Origin of the sequence: Hansschlegelia quercus (assembly GCF_004310425.1) — a bacterium.
Classification (GTDB): domain Bacteria; phylum Pseudomonadota; class Alphaproteobacteria; order Rhizobiales; family Methylopilaceae; genus Methylopila; species Methylopila quercus.
Map to the genome: position 1 here is coordinate 26,553 of NZ_SIUB01000005.1, position 19,236 is coordinate 45,788.

Annotated in this window: 18 protein-coding genes and 1 tRNA gene; 12 read left to right on the forward strand and 7 right to left on the reverse strand. The window is 66.6% G+C overall.

Annotated features, from left to right (window positions below):
* Positions 1 to 447: 447 nt before the first annotated feature.
* Positions 448 to 843, reverse strand: coding sequence for a DUF930 domain-containing protein (locus EYR15_RS17400; RefSeq protein ID WP_131003623.1), 396 nt, complete (start codon positions 841 to 843; stop codon positions 448 to 450).
* A gap of 296 nt (positions 844 to 1,139) precedes the next feature.
* Between EYR15_RS17400 and EYR15_RS11120 the strand changes: the two genes are divergently transcribed.
* Positions 1,140 to 1,436 carry a PRC-barrel domain-containing protein gene (locus tag EYR15_RS11120; RefSeq protein ID WP_131003624.1) on the forward strand — a complete coding sequence of 99 codons (297 nt, stop codon included), beginning with the start codon at positions 1,140 to 1,142 and terminating at the stop codon, positions 1,434 to 1,436.
* 291 nt (positions 1,437 to 1,727) lie between these two features.
* Here the strand turns inward: EYR15_RS11120 and EYR15_RS11125 are convergent, their stop codons facing one another.
* The 3 genes from EYR15_RS11125 to EYR15_RS11135 all read right to left on the reverse strand — a co-directional run bounded on the left by EYR15_RS11125 (position 1,728) and on the right by EYR15_RS11135 (position 4,649).
* Entirely contained in the window at positions 1,728 to 3,410 is a 1,683-nt protein-coding gene (locus EYR15_RS11125) for a HAMP domain-containing methyl-accepting chemotaxis protein (protein WP_131003625.1), read from the reverse strand.
* Positions 3,411 to 3,841: 431 nt separating this feature from the next.
* A tRNA-Met gene (locus tag EYR15_RS11130) sits at positions 3,842 to 3,918 on the reverse strand.
* Positions 3,919 to 4,010: 92 nt separating this feature from the next.
* Complete coding sequence (locus tag EYR15_RS11135; protein ID WP_131003626.1) at positions 4,011 to 4,649, reverse strand: hypothetical protein; 639 nt, start codon at positions 4,647 to 4,649, stop codon at positions 4,011 to 4,013.
* A 194-nt stretch (positions 4,650 to 4,843) separates the two neighbouring features.
* Between EYR15_RS11135 and ispH the strand changes: the two genes are divergently transcribed.
* From ispH to EYR15_RS11165, 6 genes are all read left to right on the forward strand, one after another.
* Positions 4,844 to 5,806 (forward strand): 4-hydroxy-3-methylbut-2-enyl diphosphate reductase, encoded by a 963-nt coding sequence (ispH, locus tag EYR15_RS11140; RefSeq protein WP_131003627.1) that lies wholly within the window; start codon positions 4,844 to 4,846, stop codon positions 5,804 to 5,806.
* 197 nt (positions 5,807 to 6,003) lie between these two features.
* On the forward strand, positions 6,004 to 6,972 hold the full coding sequence (locus EYR15_RS11145) for a homoserine kinase (RefSeq protein ID WP_131003628.1): 969 nt from the start codon (positions 6,004 to 6,006) through the stop codon (positions 6,970 to 6,972).
* A complete protein-coding gene (gene rnhA, locus EYR15_RS11150) occupies positions 6,969 to 7,457 on the forward strand; it encodes a ribonuclease HI (protein WP_131003629.1) in 489 nt (162 codons plus the stop codon). The genes EYR15_RS11145 and rnhA overlap by 4 nt, the downstream gene beginning before the upstream one ends.
* Before the next feature lie 160 nt (positions 7,458 to 7,617).
* Positions 7,618 to 8,991, forward strand: a complete 1,374-nt coding sequence (locus EYR15_RS11155; protein ID WP_131003630.1) for a malonyl-CoA decarboxylase — start codon at positions 7,618 to 7,620, stop codon at positions 8,989 to 8,991.
* Between the two features lie 84 nt (positions 8,992 to 9,075).
* Entirely contained in the window at positions 9,076 to 10,002 is a 927-nt protein-coding gene (locus EYR15_RS11160) for an ABC transporter ATP-binding protein (protein WP_131003851.1), read from the forward strand.
* Positions 9,999 to 10,760 carry an ABC transporter permease gene (locus EYR15_RS11165; protein WP_131003631.1) on the forward strand — a complete coding sequence of 254 codons (762 nt, stop codon included), beginning with the start codon at positions 9,999 to 10,001 and terminating at the stop codon, positions 10,758 to 10,760. Before EYR15_RS11160 ends, EYR15_RS11165 begins: the two co-directional genes overlap by 4 nt.
* Before the next feature lie 16 nt (positions 10,761 to 10,776).
* Here the strand turns inward: EYR15_RS11165 and EYR15_RS11170 are convergent, their stop codons facing one another.
* On the reverse strand, positions 10,777 to 11,628 hold the full coding sequence (locus tag EYR15_RS11170; RefSeq protein ID WP_245498262.1) for a tetratricopeptide repeat protein: 852 nt from the start codon (positions 11,626 to 11,628) through the stop codon (positions 10,777 to 10,779).
* On the opposite strand from EYR15_RS11170, the gene EYR15_RS11175 reads away from it, so the two are divergent.
* Complete coding sequence (locus EYR15_RS11175; RefSeq protein ID WP_131003632.1) at positions 11,612 to 11,875, forward strand: hypothetical protein; 264 nt, start codon at positions 11,612 to 11,614, stop codon at positions 11,873 to 11,875. The genes EYR15_RS11170 and EYR15_RS11175 overlap by 17 nt on opposite strands.
* Before the next feature lie 4 nt (positions 11,876 to 11,879).
* Here the strand turns inward: EYR15_RS11175 and EYR15_RS11180 are convergent, their stop codons facing one another.
* Both EYR15_RS11180 and EYR15_RS11185 read right to left on the reverse strand, forming a co-directional pair.
* Positions 11,880 to 12,617 carry a ferredoxin reductase gene (locus EYR15_RS11180; protein WP_131003633.1) on the reverse strand — a complete coding sequence of 246 codons (738 nt, stop codon included), beginning with the start codon at positions 12,615 to 12,617 and terminating at the stop codon, positions 11,880 to 11,882.
* Positions 12,614 to 13,222: a sulfite oxidase-like oxidoreductase gene (locus tag EYR15_RS11185; RefSeq protein ID WP_131003634.1), complete on the reverse strand. Its 609-nt coding sequence runs from the start codon at positions 13,220 to 13,222 to the stop codon at positions 12,614 to 12,616. The genes EYR15_RS11180 and EYR15_RS11185 overlap by 4 nt, the downstream gene beginning before the upstream one ends.
* A 169-nt stretch (positions 13,223 to 13,391) precedes the next feature.
* On the opposite strand from EYR15_RS11185, the gene EYR15_RS11190 reads away from it, so the two are divergent.
* From EYR15_RS11190 to EYR15_RS11205, 4 genes are all read left to right on the forward strand, one after another.
* On the forward strand, positions 13,392 to 16,775 hold the full coding sequence (locus EYR15_RS11190; RefSeq protein ID WP_131003635.1) for an acyl-[ACP]--phospholipid O-acyltransferase: 3,384 nt from the start codon (positions 13,392 to 13,394) through the stop codon (positions 16,773 to 16,775).
* Positions 16,772 to 17,353, forward strand: a complete 582-nt coding sequence (locus EYR15_RS11195) for a TetR/AcrR family transcriptional regulator (protein ID WP_131003636.1) — start codon at positions 16,772 to 16,774, stop codon at positions 17,351 to 17,353. Before EYR15_RS11190 ends, EYR15_RS11195 begins: the two co-directional genes overlap by 4 nt.
* A gap of 146 nt (positions 17,354 to 17,499) precedes the next feature.
* The gene (locus EYR15_RS11200; protein ID WP_131003637.1) at positions 17,500 to 18,552 is read left to right on the forward strand and encodes an acyltransferase family protein; all 1,053 of its coding nucleotides are present in this window, start codon (positions 17,500 to 17,502) and stop codon (positions 18,550 to 18,552) included.
* Between the two features lie 145 nt (positions 18,553 to 18,697).
* Positions 18,698 to 19,090, forward strand: a complete 393-nt coding sequence (locus EYR15_RS11205; RefSeq protein ID WP_131003638.1) for a c-type cytochrome — start codon at positions 18,698 to 18,700, stop codon at positions 19,088 to 19,090.
* Positions 19,091 to 19,236: the final 146 nt, after the last annotated feature.

A 19,236-nucleotide genomic window follows, 5' to 3' on the forward strand; every position in this document is an offset into this window, starting at 1 on the left:
TGCGACGGAAGTCATATCTCCATCGCCGAACTTCGAGAGGTCGCGAGCGCAGCCGAACAATCCGCGGCCCCGCCGAAATCGTAAGACACGACGCCCGCGATTGAACCGTCTGAATTTGCAGATGGCGTTCGACGTCGTATGAGCGAGACCGGGATACCGCAGCGCTTCGGAAACGTGTGTGAACAACACCACTGTGCGACAGGCTGAAACGACAGCCGAAGCGTCCTGGAGTTTGCCAGGAAAAACCGGCGCTGAGATCTGCGCCTTCGATTGGTCCGGCCATGTTCTTGGGCCCCGGCGAAACTGGCCCGAGACCCTTAAATCCGCGTTGCGCCTCGTTTTGGGCACCCCGCAGCCCGCCTGTATCTGGTGGGGTCCGGATCTCGTCAGTCTCCACAATGACGGATTTATCCCTATCCTCGGGCGAAGAGCCGATTACGCGCTCGGTCAGCCCTTTCCCCACCTAGCTTGCGGGATAGCGGAGCCGATCTTGTAGCTGAGCTCAAGGACCTGAAGTCTCTCGGCAGAGGCGCGACATCGGAAGGACAGCCGGTACCACTGACCACCGCTGCGGACAGCTCCGCCTGTTCCTGCCAAGACGTCGCGCCGAAGCACGGCTGGCGATTCCGCGTCCATCACCAATCGATCGGGGTGCAGCGGCCCATGCTCGGCCTCTATTCTGCGCATCATCTCGATGTCGCAGAGCTGATGAAGCCGGTTTTCTGGATCTAAGCGGCGAAGGCTTGTTCCGAGAGCGTCATCAAGAGCGACCGCCGGCGCTGCTGAAAGGCAGGCATAGATCACTAGGGCCGTAAGTCGTACGACTGGTGCTGTTTTTTGCACGAGCTGTCATCCTCCGATTCCTTCGGGATCCCGCATACAGCAGTCCTCGCGCCTCAGCACTTTTCCGGATCGAGAGGTTGTATGGGAGCCGCCACGCTCGCGATCTCTGGAGGCAACGATGAAGGGCGCATCCATCTCTCTCTCGTGTGACAGAGCAGCCGGTCATGGGCGCGATCAGACGACGATGGATGATGCGGCAAACGGATAGCTTGGGGACCAGAGCGGCCCCAATCCGATTTCGGAACGCAAGCAGCCGACGGGGGTTAGAGGAGATCACCTAGCCAAGGAGCGAAGCTATGGATCACAGCAAGCACGTCCGACTGGCGAGCGACGAACTCACGGGGTCGACGCTTGAGAGCGCCACGATCTACGGTCCAGGCGACGAAAAAATTGGCTCCGTCGCTCACGTCCACGGTTCCGGCGCGACGGCCAAGGTCGTGATCGATGTGGGTGGCTTCCTCGGGATCGGCGCGAAGCCGGTCGCCGTTTCGGCGACTGACCTTCAGTTCATGCGCGATGAAGACGGCGATGTTCATGCCGTCACGACGTGGACGAAAGACCAGCTGAAGGACATGCCCGAGCACCACGACTAAGAGGTCGGACCTTCTCGAGCGATTAGGCGCAGCCTGTCCCGATGCAGACAGCGTGTCGTTGGCGACTTCCCTGCGCTGAGAGCCTCGAGGGTTCGCAGCAAGCGGTGACGCGCTACTGGTGGTGAGAACGAGATGAGAAGGGAGCCTCGCTCGAAGTGGCGTTCGCCTATTTCTCGCTTCGCAAGTCGCGGCCGATGGATACGAAAACGCCCGGCAGCGGGTCTCCCCGGCCGGGCGGAACTCAAGAACAGGTATCTTTGATCATCACGGGCGGCGCAGAAGCTGCGCCGCCTACGCAGCTCTGACAGACGCCAGAAAGTCGCCCACTTCTTTGCGAAGACGTTCGGACTGCACGGAAAGATCAGAAGCCGCGCCGAGCACCTGAGAGGACGCGGCGCCCGTCTCTTCGACCGCGCGGGCGACGCCCGTAATGTTGGTAGTGACTTCGCCCGTTCCCAATGCCGCCTGGTGCACGGAGTGCACAATTTCGCGCGTCGCAGCGCCCTGCTCTTCAACGGCCGCAGAGATCGCAGCAGCGGTGGCGCTGATCTCGTGAATTCGGCTGCCGATGCTGTCGACGGCCCTGACGGCCTGCGACGTAGCGCTCTGAATGCCGGCGATCTGCTCGCTGATCTCCGCCGTCGCCTTGGCGGTCTGCTCTGCGAGGCCCTTCACCTCGGCGGCGACGACTGCAAAGCCGCGCCCGGCCTCACCTGCCCTCGCGGCTTCGATCGTGGCGTTGAGCGCCAGCAGATTGGTCTGGCCGGCAATGGTCGAGATCATGTCGACGACAGCGCCAATCCGGTTTGCGGACTGGCTGAGGCTGTGGATAACCTCTGCAGAAGCCTTCGCCTCTGCGACGGCCTCGTTCGCCATGCCGGCCGAGCGGCTTACCTGCTGGCCGATCTCGGAAACCGAGGCTCCGAGCTCCTCCGCAGCCCCCGCGACGGAGTTCACGTTCGCTCCGGCCTCCTCCGCCGCCGCAGCCACCGTCGCCGATTGGCCTGCGGTCGATTGCGCCCCAGCCGAAAGCTGAGAGGCGGTCGCCTGAAGTTCTGTGGCGGCAGCAGAGACCGTCTCAACGATACCGCCAACGGCGTTTTCGAAGCGGCTCGCAAGCTCCTGCATCATGCGTTTGCGCTGGATCTCGGCAGCCTCGCGGCCCTGCCTTGTTTCTTCCTCCAAATCACGAGCGCGGATCATGCTGTCGCGAAACACGCCGACGGCCGCAGCCATCTCACCGATCTCATTCCGCTCGCCTGAATTCGGGATCACCAGGGCGGTGTCGCCATCAGCCAGACGCCTCATGGCGGCGCCCATGCGGATGATCGGGGAAGAGACGGTGCTTATGCACATCCAGCCGACCACAATTGCGATCGCGGCGGCGAGACCAAGAACCCCGAGGATGACCAGCTTGGCGTTGTCGCCGAGCGACGCGGCGCTGTGGGCCGCATCCGTTCCGCCCTTTGCGTTGAATTCGCGATCAGTCTCGATGCTTTTCCGGACCCCGTCGGCGAGAGATCTCATCTCTCCCATCAGGAGGGCCGCAGCGGCCTCTGCATGCCCCCCATCCGTCTCCTTCATGAAGTCGTTGTGCAACGACAGATATTGCCGCAATCCGACCTTCAAGCTGTTCGCGAACTGTGTCTCTTCGCCTTCGGAAATAAGGGGCTCGTAAGCGCCCAGATCCTGGGCGATTGAGTCGACCGTTCCTCTAACCTTCTCAGTGAACGCGCGCTTCTGGTCCTCCGGCAGCAGGATGAGTTGCGCCTCGCGACCCCGGAGGCGCTCGAAATCCTGAGAGAGATCGCCGAGGATGCGCGTGCTCGGCAGCCAATTGCCTCCGAGATCGTCACTTGCGCCGTTCAGATCCGAGAGACGCAGATAAGAGAGGCCGCCCAGCCCGCAGATCACGGCGAACAACAGGGCAAGCGACGCAATAAGGCGCACGCGAACGGTTACGTTTGTGAGCATTGGGGGAATGTCCGAATGGATCGCGGCCGGGGGGTGAGCCGCGGAGACATTCAGCTATCAAATGGTAAATGATCCGCTCACAGACCCGTTAGAATGAGTTTTTATATTGCCGATTTTATGATAACTACAATTAAGAGTAAGTTGGATGCCGTCACAAAAGGATCGCCGACTAATTATCGTTCGATAACACGCCAGTTCGCCTCTAGACTTCGATCGAGAGAGCTACACGATCCGCCCGCGCGTCCTCCACAATGTCCCTGTCATAGGCTTTTGTGGCGCCCTGTCTAAGGCGCTAGCCATCTCGGCATAGCGTGAAGCGAGCGGCAGACGAGAATTGGAGCTCGCGTGAGATCGCTGGGTTGCTGAACAAGGAAGGCGCGCCGCCGCTGCCGGGCATGCTCTGGAACGTTTCGACTGATACGGGTTTGAAATGGTAGCGGAGGAGGGACTCGAACCCCCGACACGCGGATTATGATTCCGCTGCTCTAACCAGCTGAGCTACTCCGCCACGAGGTTCAAGCCCGACGAAGCGGGGAACCTGAGCGGGCGGGATATACGGATGGGGCGGAGACGGTGTCAAGCGGTGGGGACGTCCGCGGCTCAGCGCTTGCGCTGGCCGCCCGCGCCCGCCTTCGCGCCGACCGGATCGTAGCCGACGAGGATGCGCCAGCCCCGGAATCGGTTGCTCGGGATCGGAACGACGATGTTGTCCTCGACATGGGTGAAGTCGGCCGTTCCCTGCCCCGCGGGCACGGTCACCTCCACGAGCCGGCTTTCGGAATAGACCGGCTTGTCGGTCTCGTCGACGACCGCGATCCGGAGCGGCACGCGGAACGTGCCGGGCGCGCCCTTAGGTCCGAGGATCACGCGGCCGACGACGCCGACGCGGATACCGGCCTCGACGCCGAGATTGGAGCATTCGCGCGCGGTGTCGGCGAGCCGGGCCTGATAACGCAGGGAGAACGGGTCAGTCGTGCCGGGCTGGTCGTAGACGGGATAGGAGGACGCGCCCTCCAGCACGTCCACACGCGGGCACTGGCGCTTGAGCTCCATGTCCTCCGGCGTGGCCGCCGCGGGCGGAGCACCGCCGCCTCCGCCGAGCAGGCGGGTCGCGAAGCTCTCGCGCGGGCCGTCGGCGTCGGCGCCAGCCCCGCCCACCGTGCTGCAGCCGCCGATGGAGAGAAGCGCGGCGAGTGCGGCGGCTGCCGCGATCGGCCGATTCGGGCGGACGGAACACATACGCTGCACCCCCGGGCCTCAACGCCGCTTCAGGCGGCGGGCGCAGGCGTTATAACAATGGCCCGAGCGGCTTGGGAAGGCCGGCCGCTTCGCCGTCCACGGCTTGACAGGGCTGATCCCCGGCCTCCATCTGCCAAGGCTCCAGGCGGGGCGGGTTCGACCCTGAGCCCGCTCGCGACATCTGCGACCAAGCCGTGACCGACACCAAGCCGCCTTTGAAGATCCTGCTCTGTGCGCCGCGCGGTTTCTGCGCGGGCGTGGTCCGGGCGATCGACGTGGTGGAGGCGGCCCTGAAACGCTTCGGCCCGCCGGTCTATGTCCGTCACGAGATCGTGCACAACCGCTATGTCGTCGACGCGCTGAAGCGCAAAGGCGCGGTGTTCGTCGAGGAGCTCGACGAGGCGCCGGACGGCGATGCGCCGGTGGTGTTCTCGGCGCATGGCGTCGCGAAGTCGGTGCCGGCGGCGGCGCGGGCCAGGAACCTGATCGCGATCGACGCCACCTGCCCGCTGGTGACCAAGGTGCACCGCGAGGCGGAGATCCACCACAGGCGCGGCCGCTTGATCGTGCTGATCGGCCATGCCGGGCACCCCGAGGTCGTCGGCACGATGGGTCAGTTGCCCGACGACGCCGTGCTGCTGGTCGAGACCGAGGCGGACGTGGCGAGGCTCGACGTTCCGGAGGGCCGCGAGCTCGCTTACGTCACGCAAACCACGCTCTCGGTCGACGACACCGCTGCGGTGGTCTCGGCGTTGAAGACGCGGTTTCCGGCGATCGCGAGCCCGCACAAGGAAGACATCTGCTACGCGACCACCAACCGTCAGGAGGCGGTGAAGCGCGTCGCTCCCGATTGCGACGCGCTGATCGTGGTCGGGGCCGCGAACTCCTCGAACTCGCAGCGACTGCGCGAAGTCGCGGAGCGCGCCGGCTGCAGGGTGGCGCGTCTGGTGGCGCGCGCGACCGACATCGAGTGGAACGAGTTCTCAGGCATCCGCACGCTCGGCGTCACCGCGGGCGCATCGGCGCCGGAGGTGTTGGTCGACGAGATCATCGACGCTTTCGGCGAGCGCTACGCCGTCGAGGTGGAGACGGTCTCGACCGCCGACGAGAGCGTGTTCTTCCCGCTGCCGCGTGAGCTCCGAGAGGCGGCGGAGTGAGGTCATAGCATCATCCCGGCCGAAGCGGCGAAGCGCGGAGAGCCGCGATCGGGCACCGGATCGAGCGCCCAGTCCGATGAACGATCCCGGCTCTCGCTTCGCTCGGCCGGGATGACGGCCCTTCCCGAGATTGCCGGACGGCGCGCAAGCCCCTAAGGGAGCGCGTCCCCTCTCTCACCTCTCCCGGGTTCCTCCGCATGGCCGTCTACACCGAAGTACCGGACGACGAGCTCGCAGCCTTCGTCGTGGCCTATGACATCGGCGAGGTCGTCTCCTTCAAGGGGATCGCGGAGGGCGTCGAGAATTCGAACTACCTGCTGGCGACGACCGGCGGGCGCTTCATCCTCACCCTCTACGAGAAGCGCGTGGACCCGGCGGACCTGCCGTTCTTCCTCGAGCTGCTGCAGCATCTCTCGGCGAACGGACTGACCTGCCCGCAGCCGGTGGCTGGGCGCGACGGCGAGGCGCTGCGCAAATTGTGCGGCCGGCCCGCGGCGCTCGTCACCTTCCTTGACGGCGTCTCGGTCCGGCGGCCGACAGCCGCGCAATGCGCCGCGCTGGGCTCGGCGCTCGCGAACCTTCACGAGGCCGGCAAGGGTTTTGGGCTGAAGCGGCCGAACGCGCTCTCTGTCTCCGGCTGGCGTCCGCTGGCCGAGGCCGCACGCGGGCGCAGCCATGTGGTGGCGCCCGGGCTCGACGAGACGATCGCAGCCGAACTCGACGCGCTGGAGGCCGGATTCGCGACGCTTTCGCTGCCCGAGGGCGTCATCCACGCCGACCTCTTCCCCAACAACGTGTTCTTCCTCGGCGAGGAGCTGTCGGGGCTGATCGACTTCTACTTCGCCTGCGACGACTGGCTGGCCTACGACCTCGCGATCTGCCTGAACGCCTGGTGCTTCGAGCCCGATCAGTCGTTCAACGTGACCAAGGGCCGGGCGATGATCGAGGCATATCACGCCGCAAGGCCGCTCCTCCCGGAAGAGATCGAGGCCCTGCCGCTGCTCGCGCGCGGGGCTGCGCTGCGCTTCCTGCTGACGCGGCTGGTCGATTGGCTGGACACGCCGCCCGGCGCGCTGGTGAAGAAGCTCGACCCGCTCGAATATCTTAAGAAGCTGCGCTTCCATCAACAGGCCGCCGACGCGACCGCCTTCGGCTGGCGCGCATGAGCGCTGCGCCGCACGAAGCGCCCGAGGGCGTCGCCACGACTCCCGGTGCGGTGGAGATCTTCACCGACGGCGCCTGCTCGGGAAATCCCGGCCCCGGCGGCTGGGGCGCCATTATGCGCTTTGGAATGGCCGAGAAGGAGCTCTCCGGAGGCGAGGCGCTCACCACCAACAACCGCATGGAGCTGCTCGCCGCGATCTCCGCGCTGGAAGCCTTGAAGAAGGCATGCGCGGTCGTCGTCCACACCGACAGCCAATATCTGCGCGACGGCGTGACGAAGTGGATTTCTGGCTGGAAGCGCAACGGCTGGAAGACCGCGGACAAGAAACAGGTGAAGAACCAGGACCTCTGGATGCGGCTGGACGAGCTGCTGAAGGTCCACAAGATCGAGTGGCGCTGGGTGAAGGGCCACGCTGGGCACCCCGAAAACGAACGCGCCGACGAACTGGCGCGCGGCGGAATGGCGCCGTTCAAGACGAAGAGGTGAGGCCGAGAGCGCGCGCCGGTCGCCGGCGCCTGGGGCGCTCTCTCCTCCTCGCTTTCACTGCTGCGCCGCATCGCCGCGCTCCCGAAAGTGCGCTTTGTCATCGGGCCTGCGAAGGCGCACCTTATGCTTCCGACTCCGAAGCGGAAGGAGGGCCGCGGTCATGAGCGAAGCGAGCTTCTTCGGCGACCTGCTGCAGACCATCGCCGAGCGCGGGCGCCGGCTGCTGGCGCGCGGCGGGGAGGACGAGCCCGGCCGCAGGGGCGATCTCCGCAAGCTATCCGAAGCGCTGCTCTCGAACCGCGGCGAGGCCTCCGGCATCGCGCTGGCCAAAGCCGTGCTTGACCGTTGGACGACAGCCTCCGAGGCGGAGCGCCGTGCCTTCATGACGCTGCTGCTGGAGCGCTACGGGCCGGACGAGAAGCGGCTCGGCGCGGCGGTCGCTGCCTATTCCGCGGACCCCTCCGCCCGCGCGGCGCAGGCGCTGCACGCGGCGTCGGAATCGCGCCGGCTGGAGCTGATGCGCCGCCTCAACCTCGCGCCCGGAGGCACCTCCACGCTGGTGCGCATGCGCGAGAGCCTACTGGACATGAAGGGCGACGACCCGGCGCTCTCCCTCGTCGACGACGATTTCGCGCATCTCTTCGCGAGCTGGTTCAATCGCGGCTTCCTCGTGCTCAAGCCGATCGATTGGGCGAGCCCGGCGAACGTGCTCGAAAAGATCATCCGCTACGAGGCGGTGCACGAGATCCGCGACTGGGGGGAGCTGCGCCGCCGCGTCGAGCCCGCAGACCGCCGCTGTTACGCGTTCTTCCACCCTACGCTGGTCGACGAGCCGCTGATCTTCGTCGAGGTCGCGCTCACCACCACGATGCCGGCCTCCGTCGACGAGGTGCTCGACCCCGCCCGCGCCCCGATCCGCGCGGAAGAGGCGAACGCCGCGGTGTTCTATTCGATTTCGAACTGCCAGGACGGCCTGCGCGGCGTCTCCTTCGGCAATTTCCTGATCAAGCAGGTGGTCGAGGATCTTCGCCGCGACCTGCCGGATCTCTCGACCTTCGTCACGCTGTCGCCCGTTCCGGGCTTCGCCGCATGGCTCGCCCGCGAGACCGCGGACGAAGCCTCGCTTTGGCTGACGAACGAGGACCGCGCAACGCTGGAGCCGCTCGCCGAGCGCGGCTGGATGGACGATGCGGAGGTCGCCGAGCGCCTGAAGCCGATCCTCCCCCGCCTTTGCGCAGCTTATCTGCTCCATGGCCGCGACCGGCGCGGCGGGCCGGCGGACCCCGTCGCGCGCTTCCATCTCGGCAACGGCGCCCGGCTCGAGCGGGTCAATTTCATGGGCGACCGTTCGGCGCGCGCCGAAAGGCAGGCCCATAGCATGATGGTCAACTACCTCTATGAACTCGACGAGATCGAAGCAAACCACGAGGCGTTCTTCGCCCGCGGCGAGGTCGCAGCCTCCTCCTCCGTCAGGCGGCTCGCGCCCAAATCCCGGAGCCTGGCGTCCGCCAGGGAGGTCACGCCAGCGAAGTGAGCCGCGCTCGAATGCGCCTGCGCAAGCGGTCTCCCGCGCGGCCGGGCCATGGACGAAGCGGGGCCCGACCTCTATCTCGCGGCCATGCCGCCAATCATCTCCGTCGAAAACCTCTCCAAGACCTACGCCACCGGCCTCCCCGCGCTGAAATCGATCGACCTTTCGATCGACCGTGGGGAGATCTTCGCGCTGCTCGGGCCGAACGGCGCCGGCAAGACGACGCTGATCTCGATCCTATGCGGGATCGTGACCCCGAGCGAAGGCCGCGCCTCTATCGACGGGCACGATATCGTCAGGGACTACCGCGCCGCCCGCGCGCTTGTCGGTTTGGTCCCTCAGGAGCTCACGACGGACCATTTCGAGAGCGTCTGGTCGACCACGAGCTTCAGCCGCGGCCTGTTCGGCAAGCCGAAAGATCCCGCCAAGATCGAGCGGATCCTGCGCGACCTGTCGCTGTGGGAGAAGAAGGACGCGCAGATCCGCACGCTCTCCGGCGGCATGAAGCGGCGCGTGCTGATCGCCAAGGCGCTGGCCCACGAGCCGCGCGTGCTGTTCCTCGACGAGCCGACAGCGGGCGTCGACGTCGGCTTGAGGCGGGACATGTGGGCGCTGGTGCGCGGTCTTCGCGAGACCGGCGTCACCATCATCCTCACCACCCACTACATCGAGGAGGCCGAGGAGATGGCCGACCGGGTCGGCGTCATCCTGGGCGGCGAGATCATCCTGACCGAGGATAAGGCCGCGCTGATGGCGAAGCTCGGCCAGAAGCAGCTGACGCTGCAGCTCGCCGAGCCCCTCGGGGCTGTGCCTCCGGCATTGGCGGGCCACCAGCTCGAGCTCGCCGACGACGGCTGCTCGCTGGTCTACACCTACGACACTCAAGGGGATCGCACCGGGATCACCGGCCTGCTGACGGACCTTGCGGCCGCCGGCATCCACTTCAAGGACCTCCAGACGAAGCAGAGTTCGCTTGAGGACATCTTCGTCGGCCTGGTGGGAGCCAATCGATGAACTGGCGCGCGATCTACGCGATCTACTATTTCGAAATGGCGCGCGCCTGGCGCACCGTGATGCAGTCGATCATCTCTCCTGTAATTTCGACCTCGCTTTATTTCGTGGTGTTCGGCGCGGCCATTGGCTCACGCATCCAGCAGGTCGATAACGTCTCCTATGGCGCGTACATCGTTCCGGGCCTGATCATGCTGACGCTGCTGACGCAGTCGATCGCAAACGCTTCGTTCGGCATCTACTTTCCGCGCTTCGCGGGCACGATCTACGAGATCCTGTCGGCCCCGATCTCGTTTATCGAGATCACGGTCGCCTATGTCGGCGCGGCCGCGACCAAGTCGATCCTGATCGGACTAATCATGCTGGCGACGGCCTCGCTGTTCGTGCCGTTGCAGATCCAGCATCCGGTATGGATGGTCGGCTTCCTCGTGCTCACCGCCGTCACCTTCTCGCTGTTCGGCTTCATCATCGGCATCTGGGCCGACGGCTTCGAGAAGCTGCAACTCGTGCCGCTGCTGATCGTGACGCCGCTGACATTTCTCGGCGGGGCGTTCTACTCGATCGATATGCTCCCGCCGTTCTGGCGCGGCGTGTCACTGTTCAACCCTGTCGTCTATCTGATCTCGGGCTTCCGCTGGAGCTTCTTCGGCCAGTCCGACGTCGGCGTGGAGATCAGCCTCGCGATGACGCTGGTCTTCCTCGCGATTTGCCTGACCGCCGTCTGGTACGTGTTCAAGACAGGGTACCGGCTGAAGGCGTGACTGCGGTACGCTCGCGTCACCAAGGGTCCGTCACCTCCGGCGCCGCCAGGCCGCGCTCCTTGCGCGCTTCGCGCTGCTGGGCGAACAGCTTCTTCACATAGGCGCCGGGATCGTCGGGCAGGGTCTCCAGCCACTGGCGGGAGGCGTAGACCGTCGTCGTCAGCACCACGTCGCTGCGCAGCGCGGGCTGCTCGTAGGGCTTGGCCACATTCGTGTTGCTGTCGCCGGTGCGGCCGATGCCCGCCGACGAGCCGATCGAACCGCTCGCCTGCTTGCTCTTGTTCGGGTCGTTGGTCGGGTTCGCCCGGCCGGTGCGCAGCACTTTGCTCGGTCCCGCCGAATTGGCCTCGCGGCCGGAATCGCGGTCGCCGGCCGCGCCAAGGCCCGTCGAGCTGATCTCGTTCTCGGCGTCGCTCGGGGCTTCGCCGCCGCGCTTGTTCTGGTTTGCGCTGGCGTTCGCCGGGTTCTTCGCATCGGCGCCGGGCGTCGGCACCTTGGCGAGCATGGCCTCGACGACGGCCAGATTGTAGCGCGCGTCCTCGTCGTTCGGGTCGCGCTCGAGCGCATCGTCGAAGGCTTCGGACGCTTCCTTGAGCCGGCCTTCGCGCGCCAGCGCCGTGCCGAGATCATAGAGCCGGCCGGGAAACTCGTCCTCACGGAAGGCGGCCGATGCTTGCGGATAACGCCCGGCCTCGTAATGCGCGACGCCCCGCCAGGCCGGCCCGCCGATCAGCAGCGCCGCGACGCGCGGAGAACCGGCCTCGTAGGCCACATGCGCAAGCCGCCCGCGGCCGTCAGTGAAGCCGAGCGCGGCGACGATCAGGAGGACGACGAAGGCGATGCGAAGCACGATGCTTGTTCCAGCCACGGTCGCCTCTTGGCCCAAGATGCCGGGCGCCGCATTGTCTGGCGATCTTCACCGGGCAGCTTCGATGATGCAATGGGCGCGACGCGCGGGCGTACTGGTCGGAGCGCTGCTCCTGATGGCGCTGATCGGCGGCGTCGCCACGATCCTCATGCGCACGTCGCCCGGGATCCATCCCGCCTGGTTCTTCGTCGGCTCCGGCGTCATCTACACGATGCTCGTGCTGCTCGCCCTGCACCGCTTCGGCTGAAGCGTCAGCCGCCGTAGCGCTCGGTCCGGATGATCTTGGAGTCGAGGCCAGCTTCGATGAAGGCCGAGGTCGCGGCCTCGACGAAGGCGTTCGATCCACAGACGAAGGCGAAGGTCGGCGGCGAAGGGAGCCGCGCCAATGCGGCGGCGGCCAGCGCCTGATCGATTCGCCCGCCATGGTCGCGGTCGCGCCGCACCGCCTCCCGCGACAAAGCGAAGACGAGTTCGAAGCCGTCCGTCCGCGCCTCCAGAGCCAGAAGTTCGTCGCGGAACAGGATGTTGTCCCAGCCTCGCGCGGCGAGCACCAGCAATGCGGGCACGGCCGAGCCTTGGCCTGCGCGCTCGCGGATCATCGCCATCAGCGGCGCAACGCCGGAGCCCGCGCCGATCAGCAGCAGCGGCCCGCCATCATCGGAATCCCAGACGAAGTGCCCCCCGATCGGTCCGCGCAGCTCAATTGCGTCGCCGACCTCGGCGGCCTCATGGAAAAAAGACGACACCTCGCCGTCGTCGAGCCGCTCGATGGCGAGCTCGATCGTCCCGTCAGCCGACGGCGCAGAGGCGATCGAATAGCTCCGCCGGGCCTGGTAGCCGTCGGGCGCGGTGAGCCTGAGATCGACATGCTGCCCAGGGCGGAACCGGAACGGCGTTTCGGGCGCAAACGTGAAGCTCTTGACCCGTGGCGTCAGGTCCGAGATCGCGCTGATCGTAGCCCGCTCCCAGGGCGAAGGGCTAGCGCTCACGGGTCGTCGTGGTAGCGCTGCTCGCGCCAGGGATCGCCAACCATGTGGTAGCCGCGGAGCTCCCAGAAGCCGGCCGTGTCGACCTCTGTGAACTGCAGTCCGCTGACCCACTTCGCGGACTTCCAGAGATAGAGATGCGGCACCAGCAGCCTCGCCGGGCCGCCATGGTCCGGCGTCAGCGGCTTGCCGTCATAGGTGGTGGCGATCATCGCCTTCGATCCCGCGAGATCAGCGGTCGGCACGTTTGTGGAATAGCCGTCGAAGCCGTGCGCGAGCACGAAGGGCGTCGCGGCCTCCATCCCCGCCGCTGCGAGCAGATCGTCGATCGTCACGCCCTCCCATTTGGTGTCGAGCTTCGACCACGTGGTGACGCAATGGATGTCGCGGGTGAACGCCGTCTTCGGCAGGGCGTCGAACGTCTTCCAATCCCAGGCGAACACCGGCCGTGGCCCGACTTTGAGCGTGAACTTCCAGTCCTCGAGCTTGATCCGCGGCGTGGGGCCAGCGGAGAGGACTGGGAAGTCCGTCGTCAGCGCCTGGCCCGGAGGGGTGCGCGCGGCGTGGTCTTCGGGTGTCCGCCGTCCGATGAAGCCGCGGGTCGCCATGGGGGTTCGTCCTGGTGATGAGCGCAGAGTAGCGGGGGCGCGAGAAGAGGCGCAAGCGGGACGCGGCGACGATGACGGGGCCGGGGCCAACCAGCTGATCGCACCCTTGACGTGGCGAATTGTTCGCGAGTAAACATTTACTCACATACTTGAACGCGAGATTTCGGCCATGTTCGAACTGCTCCGCTCCCGCCGCTTCGCGCCGCTGTTCGGCTGCCAGCTGTTCGCCGCGTTCAACGACAATTTCATCAAGAACGCGCTTGTCATCCTGCTGCTGTTCCGGCTTGGCGGGACAAGCGGGCCGATGCTGGTGACGCTGGCGGGGGGCATGTTCATCCTGCCGTTCTTCCTGCTCTCGGCGCTCGGCGGCGAGCTCGCCGACCGCTACGACAAGGCCCGCGTCGCGCGTTGGACCAAAGCCGGTGAGATCGGCGTCGCGATCATCGCTTCGATCGGTTTCCTGATCCCATCCGCCTTCCTGCTGTTCGTCGCGCTGTTCCTCACGGGCGTGCTGTCCTCCCTGTTCGGGCCCGTGAAGTACGGCATCCTGCCCGATCATCTCCGCCGCGAGGAGCTCGTCGCCGGCAACGCGCTGATCGAGACCGCGACCTTCATCGCCATCCTCGCCGGCACGGTCGGCGGCGGCATCATGGTCGCGGAGGCGAGCCCCTGGGCAGTCGCGGGGGTGACCATCGCGATCTCTCTCCTCGCCTTCCTCAGCGCTTGCGCTATCCCGCCGACCGGCGAAAGCGCGCCAGGCCTGAAGATCGAGCGCAACATCTTCAAGAGCGCGTTCGGGCTGCTTAAGGACCTTAAGCGTCAGCCGCGCCAATGGATCGCGGCGATCGCCGTGAGCTGCTTCTGGCTTACCGGCGGCATCATCCTCGCGCTCGTGCCGCAGCTGGTGAAGACCTCAATCGGCGGCGCGGAGAGCGTCGTCACCCTGTTCCTGATCGTCTTCACCGTCGGCATCGCGCTTGGCTCGCTGCTCGCGGCAAGGCTCAGCGAACGTCGCGTGCTGCTCGCGCTGACCCCGATCGCCGGCGTGATCGTCGGCCTGTTCGCGCTCGACCTCGCCTTCGCGACCTACGGTCTGATCCCGGCGGAGCCTGCGATCGGCTGGAGCGAATTCCTGCGCGGCCCCGGCGACCTCCGCATCGCCATCGACCTCATGGGCATGGCGGCCGCCGGCGGGCTGTTCGTCGTGCCGGTGTTCGCCTTCCTGCAGGGCGAAGCGGACGAGGACCGCCGCGCCCGCGTGATCGCCGCGAACAACGTCCTCAACGCCGCCTTCATGGTCGCCGGCGCCGTAGCGCTGATCGCGCTGCAGGCAGCGGGCCTCTCGACGTCCACGCTGATCGGCCTGCTGGGCTTGGCCTCGCTGATCGGCGCACCCTTCCTCGGCCGCGCGCTGCCGGGCTCGATCGCCCGGGACATCGCGCATCTGATCGCGACGCTGATCTTCCGCGTCGAAGTCCGCGGCATGGAGAACCTCGACAAGGTCGGGCCACGCGCCGTGATCGCGGTCAATCACGTCAGCCTGCTCGACGCGCCGCTGATCATGTCGCTGATGACCAATGACCCGGTCTTCGCGATCAACAGCGGCATGGCCGAACGCTGGTGGGTGAAGCCGTTCATGCGCCTCGTGCGGGCTTTCCCGATGGACCCCGCGAAGCCGCTCGCGACGCGCGCGCTCATCAACCTCGTGAAATCCGACGAGCGGCTGGTGATTTTCCCGGAGGGACGGATCACCGTCACCGGCTCGCTGATGAAGGTCTATGACGGCGCGGGGCTGATCGCGGTGCGCGGCGACGCGCCGGTCGTGCCGGTGCGGATCGAGGGGCTCGACCGCTCGCCATTCTCCTATCTGCTGCCCTCCCAAGTCCGGAAACGCTGGTTTCCGAAGGTGATCGTCACGGTGCTGCCGCCGGAGCGGCTGGAGATCGACCCCGCCCTTGTCGGCCGCAAGCGCAGGCAGGCCGCGGGCGCGGCGCTGACCGCGCTCATGGAGCGCATGCTGTTTGCGACCACCAACGCCGACCGCACGATCCACCAGGCGACAGTCGCGGCGGCGCGGTCGGAAGGGTTCGGCCGTCCGGCGGTGGAGGATCCGTTCGGGACTAAGCTCACCTATCGCCGGCTGCTGGCGGCCGCCGCCGCGCTCGACGCCAAGATCGACCCGCTGACGAAGCCAGGCGAGGCCGTTGTCGTCTTCCTGCCAAACGCGGCGGGCGTCGCCGTCGCCTTCCTCGCGCTTCATCGCGGCGGGCGCGTTCCGGCGATGCTGAACTACACGGCGGGCCCGGCGAACCTCGTCGCCGCCTGCCGCGCGGCGCAGATCGCGACCGTGCTGACGTCACGCGCCTTCATCGAGAAAGGCCGACTGCAGCGCGAGGAGGCGGCGCTCAAGGAGGCGGTGGAGCTCGTCTATCTCGAGGACGTCCGCGCGACAATCGGGACGCTCGACCGTCTTCGCGGACTTCTTCTCAGCGGCCGGGCCGTCGGCGGCGATCCCGACGCGCCCGCCGCGATCCTGTTTACCTCGGGCTCGGAGGGCGCGCCTAAGGGCGTCGTGCTCAGCCATCGCAATCTGCTGTCGAACGTCGCGCAGGTGGCCGCCAGGATCGATTTCGGCCCAGCCGACTTTATCTTCAACGTGCTGCCGGTGTTCCACGCCTTCGGGCTGACAGGCGGCCTGTTGCTGCCGATGGTCTCGGGCGTCAGGACCCTGCTCTATCCCTCTCCGCTGCACTACCGGCAGGTGCCGGAGTTGCTCTACGGCCTGAACGCCACCGTGCTGTTCGGCACGGACACTTTCCTCGCGGGCTATGCGCGCTCCGCGCACCCTTACGACTTCCGCTCTCTTCGGCTCGTGGTCGCGGGCGCCGAGGCCGTGAAGCCGGAGACGCGACGGGTCTGGAGCGAGAAGTTCGGCCTGAGGATTCTGGAGGGCTACGGCGTCACCGAGGCGAGCCCGGTCGTCGCGGTCAACACGCCAATGTTCAACCAGCCGGGCTCCGTCGGCCAGCTTCTGCCCGGCGTGGCGCACCGGCTCGATCCGGTCGAAGGCGTCGCTGAGGGCGGCCGGCTCGCGATCAGCGGCCCGAACGTTATGCTCGGCTATCTCCGAACGGACAATCCCGGCGTGCTGGAGCCGCCGCCCGGTGGCTGGCACGACACCGGCGACATCGTCACGCTCGACGGTGGCGGCTTCGTCCGCATCAAGGGCCGCGCCAAGCGCTTCGCCAAGCTCGCGGGCGAGATGGTCTCGCTCGGGGTCGTCGAAGAGGCGGTCGGACGCGTCTGGCCGGATGAGGCGCACGCCGCGATCGCTGTTCCCGACGAGCGCAAGGGGGAGCGTGTGGTGCTGCTCACCACCCGCCCGCAGCCCGACCGCGGCGAGTTGCGCGCCGCGATGCGCGATGCGGGTCTCCCCGACCTTGCGGTCCCCGCCGAGATCCGCGTCGTCGAGGCGATCCCGCTGCTGGGCTCTGGCAAGACCGATTACGTCACGATCGCCCGCCTTGTGGTCGGCGAGGAGAAGGCGGCGTGAGGTCGGCGTCCGCCTCCGCGGACACGCGCGGCCGCATCGAGGCGGCGGCGATCCGGCTGTTCGCGGCGCGCGGCGTGGCCGGCACGTCGATCCGCGACATCGCCCAGGCGGTCGGCGTCACCGAGGGCGCGCTCTACCGGCACTTCGCCTCAAAGGAGGAGTTCGCCCGCGCGCTATTCCTCGACCGCTACGGCGCTCTCGCCCGTGGCGTCGAAGCCGCGCGCGCCGATCATCACGGCTTCGACGCCAGGCTGGACGCGCTGGTCGGATTCTTCGCGGACACGTTCGACGCCGATCCCGACGGCTTTGCCTATGTGCTCATCGCGCAGCACGAGCACCTGAGGGCGCTCGACCAGTTAGCCCCCGAGAACGCCGTCGCGGCGCTGGTGCGGGTGTTCGAGGAGGCGATGGCGGAAGGCGAGATCCCTGCGAGCGACCCGGTTCTCGCCGCCGCCATGGCGCTCGGCCTCGTCGTGCAGCCCGCGATCTTCCACATTTATGGACGGCTGGATCGAGCCCCGTCCGCCTATCGCCGCGAGATCGCCGACGGGATCCGGAGGGCGGTAGGACGAGGCTGATTTCAGCACGTATAAGGCCTCTTCGCCTGCTTCAGAGCGCCTAACAAATCCTTACCTTCCGACCCCGATTTAGACGGACCGCCTTTCACCTTCCCTGAAAACCTTCGCTTTATGGTGGACGTGAACCTCCTCCTGGGACCGACGCCATGGCCAGCGCCCGCGACGCATCCGCAATGAAGCCGCGCCTCGATTGGGTCGACGTCGCCAAGGGCATCTGCATCGTTCTCGTCGTGATGATGCACTCCACTCTTGGCGTCGAAAAAGCCGCGGGCGAAGAGGGCTTCATGCATTACGTGGTCACGTTCGCGCGGCCGTTCCGGATGCCGGACTTCTTCATGATCTCGGGGCTTTTTCTCGCGCTGGTGATCGACCGGCCTTGGCGGCTCTATCTCGACCGCAAGGTCGTGCATTTCGCCTATTTCTACTTCCTCTGGCTCGTCATCCAGGGCGCCGCCCGCTGGCCGGCGGTGGCGATGGACGAGGGGATCGGCGAGGTCGTCCACCAGTTCCTTCTGTCGCTGGTCGACCCGTTCGGCACGCTCTGGTTCATCTATTTGCTGCCGATCTTCTTCGTGTTCGCCAAGCTCGTGAAAGGCTTGCCTCCGCTGCTGGTGCTCGCCTTCGCGGCGGGCCTGGAATCGCTTCGGGTCGAGACCGGCTGGATGGTCCCAGACGAGTTCTGCGCGCGGCTGTTCTACGTGATGCTCGGGTGGTACGGCGCGCCGCTGATCTTCGCCTTCGCCGAGAACGTGCGGCGGAGATCGGCGCTTGCGCTGACCGGCCTCGCCGCCTGGGCGTTCATTCACGCCTGGGCAGTGTTCGGCGGCCTTTCCGAACAGATCGGCGTCAGCCTCGTGCTCGGCGTCGCCGGCGCGCTCGCGATCGTCACCACGGCTGCGCTGCTGGCGGGCTCGAAGGCCTCCGAGCCGCTGCGCTATGCCGGCGAGCGCTCGATCGTCGTCTATCTCGCCTTCTTCCTGCCGATGGTGCTCGCTCGCGTCATCCTGTTGAACACGGGCGTCATCTCGGACGTCGGCGCGATTTCCGCGATCGTCACGGCGGCCGGCGTGGTCGTCCCCCTTGCTCTGCACTGGGGGATCGTGAAAACCGGCTGGGGAACCTTCCTGTTCGAACGGCCGCGCGCTTTCCGCATCGATCGGCCCAGAACTGACAACCCGCGGCTGCAGCTCGCGGAGTGACACGCCCCGTGCGTTCACGGTGGCGCGACCAGACGCCGCAATCAGGCTTTGTAACTAGAAAAAGTTTAGGTAGCGCGGGATGACGCTTGGTATGAAAGCGCCACGTAATGTTGCGTGCGCCTCGTGCGGGTAGGGAGAAACAAACATGAAGATCCACGGCCTTCTTGCAGCCGCCGCGTTCAGCGCTGCGGCCTTCGCGGGCTCCGCTTCCGCGGCTGAAGGGCCCTTCACTCAGGACCAGCTCACCAAGGGCACGTCCGAGTACAACACGCATTGCCGCACGTGCCACGCCGCCAAGGGCAAGGGCGCGCTCGGGCCCGCGCTGATGGGCGACACCTTCAAAGGCCGCTTCGGGGGTCAGTCGGTCACCGACGTGAGCACCTGGATCCACGCCAACATGCCGCAGACGGCGCCGGGCTCGCTCACCGACGATCAGCTCTACCCGATCGTCTCCTACATTCTCTCGCTGAACGGCTACACGCCCGGCCAGACGCCGCTGACGGCCGATAGCGGCAAGTCGGTCACCATCGAGAAGTGAGCTGACGCGGGCTTCGCGCCCGCGTCGGTCGACAATTCCGCGGCGCGCCGAGCAACCGGCGCGCCGCTTTCGTTTGCGACGCGCCGGGACTGGGTCGACGGCGCAGCCTCTCCGCCGCGGCGCCTTCCGTGAGGTTCCTTTCGGAC